Below are 2,452 nucleotides of genomic sequence, written 5' to 3'. Positions count from 1 at the left end.
GACTGCGGTTTGAGGATCAAGTCAGCACGCTCGATTTCGCCCTGACGGCGGCTGGCTCACTGCCCGAACGCCTCCAGCAGGTTCCGGCGCTCCGCGTCGGTGAGGTTGGTGCTGACCAGGGTCGCGTTGACCCCGTGCAGCCGCTCGCCCAGCCGGTCGGGGTCGATCGGCTCGGTCACGATGAAGAGGGCGGACGTGCCGGGCACGATCTCCTTCTTCATCTGCTCGATGTCCTTCGCGGTGATCCCGACGTCGGACAGCGACCGGGTGATGCCGGCGATCGCCGCCCCGGCGGCGGCCCCCAGGACCGGCAGGAAGAACAGCGCCCCGAGCAGCAGGCCCCAGACGGCGCCCCAGCCCGAGGCCTTGGCGGTGTCGTCGTGCGAGCCGTGCGTGTCGGGCTTCTTCGCGCCTTCCGGCCAGCTCACCACCGCGTGGTCGACGACCTTCACCAGACCGTCCGCCTCGCCGCCCTTGACGGCCTTGAAGGCGCGGTCGGCCGCACCCGGGTCGTCGAACTTCCAGACCGTGAAATTCGCCATGCGTGCCTCCGTTGCGCCAGGCCGGGCCCGTCCCCGGCAGTGGTCATCCTGGCAGCGTGAACAGGCCGCGCAACCGGGCGGGGCGGTCAGTACCGTGGGGCCCATGACCTCCTCCCCCGTCGATCCCACCACCACCACCTCCTGGGGCGACCTGTACGCCCACTACCAGGAGTTCCGGGGCGACCTGCGCGGCTGGTTCGCCGCCGACCCCGGCCGCGCCGCGCGCATGACCCACGTCGCGGGCGACCTGCACGTGGACCTCTCGAAGAACCTCGCCACCGACGAGACGCTGGACCTGCTGGTCCGCCTCGCGCACGAGGTGCACCTGCCCGAGCGCATCGAGGCGATGTTCACCGGGGAGCACATCAACGTCACGGAGGACCGCGCCGTCCTGCACACGGCGCTGCGCCGGGCCCCCGGCACGCAGCCGCCGCTGGTCGTGGACGGGCAGGACGTCGACGCCGACGTCCAGGCCGAGCTCGACAAGCTGAGCGCGTTCGCCGACCAGGTCCGCGACGGGTCGTGGTCGGGCATCACGGGCAAGCCGGTGCGCACGGTGGTCAACATCGGCATCGGCGGCTCGGACCTCGGCCCCGTCATGGTCTACGAGGCGCTCAAGCCGTACGGGCGCACCGGCGACGACGCCATCGAGGCCCGGTTCGTCTCCAACATCGACCCCACCGACGTCGCGCAGAAGACGGCGGACCTCGACCCGGAGACCACGCTGTTCGTCGTGGCGTCCAAGACGTTCGGCACCCTGGAGACGCTCACCAACGCGCGGCTCGCCCGGGCCTGGCTGTGGGAGAGCCTCATCGCGGCGGGCGTCATCGAGGACGACCCGGACGCGAAGCAGGCCGCCGTCAAGGCGCACTTCGTGGCCGTCTCGACCGCCCTCGACAAGGTGGCCGACTTCGGCATCGACCCGGCCAACGCGTTCGGCTTCTGGGACTGGGTGGGCGGCCGCTACTCGGTCGACTCCGCCATCGGCACGTCGCTGGCGATCACGTTCGGCCCCGACGTCTTCCGCGAGCTGCTCGCCGGCTTCCGCGCCGTCGACGAGCACTTCCGCAGCACGCCGTTCGAGGACAACGTGCCCGTCCTCATGGGCATGCTGAACGTCTGGTACGGCAACTTCCTCGGCGCCCACACGCACGCCGTCCTGCCGTACGCGCAGCAGCTGCACCGCTTCCCCGCGTACCTGCAGCAGCTCACGATGGAGTCCAACGGCAAGTCGGTGCGCTGGGACGGCTCCCCCGTCACCACGCAGACCGGCGAGGTCTTCTGGGGCGAGCCGGGCACCAACGGCCAGCACGCCTTCTACCAGCTCATCCACCAGGGCACGCGCCTCATCCCGGCGGACTTCATCGCCGTCGCGACCCCCGCCTACCCCCTCAAGGACGACGAGGGCGACGGGAAGGCCGTCGCGGCGGGCGCCGACGTGCACGAGCTGTTCCTCGCCAACTTCTTCGCCCAGACCAAGGCGCTCGCCTTCGGCAAGACGGCGGACGAGGTGCGCGCCGAGGGCACGCCCGAGGAGATCGTCGCGGCCCGTGTGTTCTCCGGGAACCGGCCGACGACGTCGATCGTCGCGCCGGCGCTCACGCCGTCGGTGCTCGGCCAGCTCGTCGCGCTGTACGAGCACATCACGTTCGTGCAGGGCGTCGTGTGGGGCATCGACAGCTTCGACCAGTGGGGCGTGGAGCTCGGCAAGAAGCTGGCGCTGGAGATCGCGCCCGCCGTGTCGGGCGACGACGCGGCCCTGGCCGCGCAGGACTCCTCGACGCAGGCGCTCATCCGCTACTACCGGGAGCACCGCGCCTGACCCTGACGGCGAGCGGGTGAAATTTCCGGGAGCGCGAGGAACGCGCCGCAGGTCACGGGAGCGCTGCCGCACGACGGTGCGGCGGCGC

At 71.2% G+C, this 2,452-nt stretch carries 2 protein-coding genes; one reads left to right on the top strand and one right to left on the bottom strand.

The features are described from left to right. Positions 1-56: 56 nt before the first annotated feature. Positions 57-542, bottom strand: a complete 486-nt coding sequence (locus ACFWEK_RS20785; protein WP_429766330.1) for a DUF1269 domain-containing protein — start codon at positions 540-542, stop codon at positions 57-59. Positions 543-645: 103 nt separating this feature from the next. On the opposite strand from ACFWEK_RS20785, the gene pgi reads away from it, so the two are divergent. Beyond that, a complete protein-coding gene (gene pgi / locus ACFWEK_RS20780) occupies positions 646-2,364 on the top strand; it encodes a glucose-6-phosphate isomerase (RefSeq protein WP_430545923.1) in 1,719 nt (572 codons plus the stop codon). Positions 2,365-2,452 lie beyond the last annotated feature (88 nt).

This window comes from Isoptericola sp. NPDC060257 (assembly GCF_042726645.1).
In the GTDB taxonomy this organism is placed as follows: domain Bacteria; phylum Actinomycetota; class Actinomycetes; order Actinomycetales; family Cellulomonadaceae; genus Isoptericola; species Isoptericola nanjingensis.
Note: the sequence above shows the minus strand (reverse complement) of the source record. Positions and strands in the feature narration are given on the sequence as shown.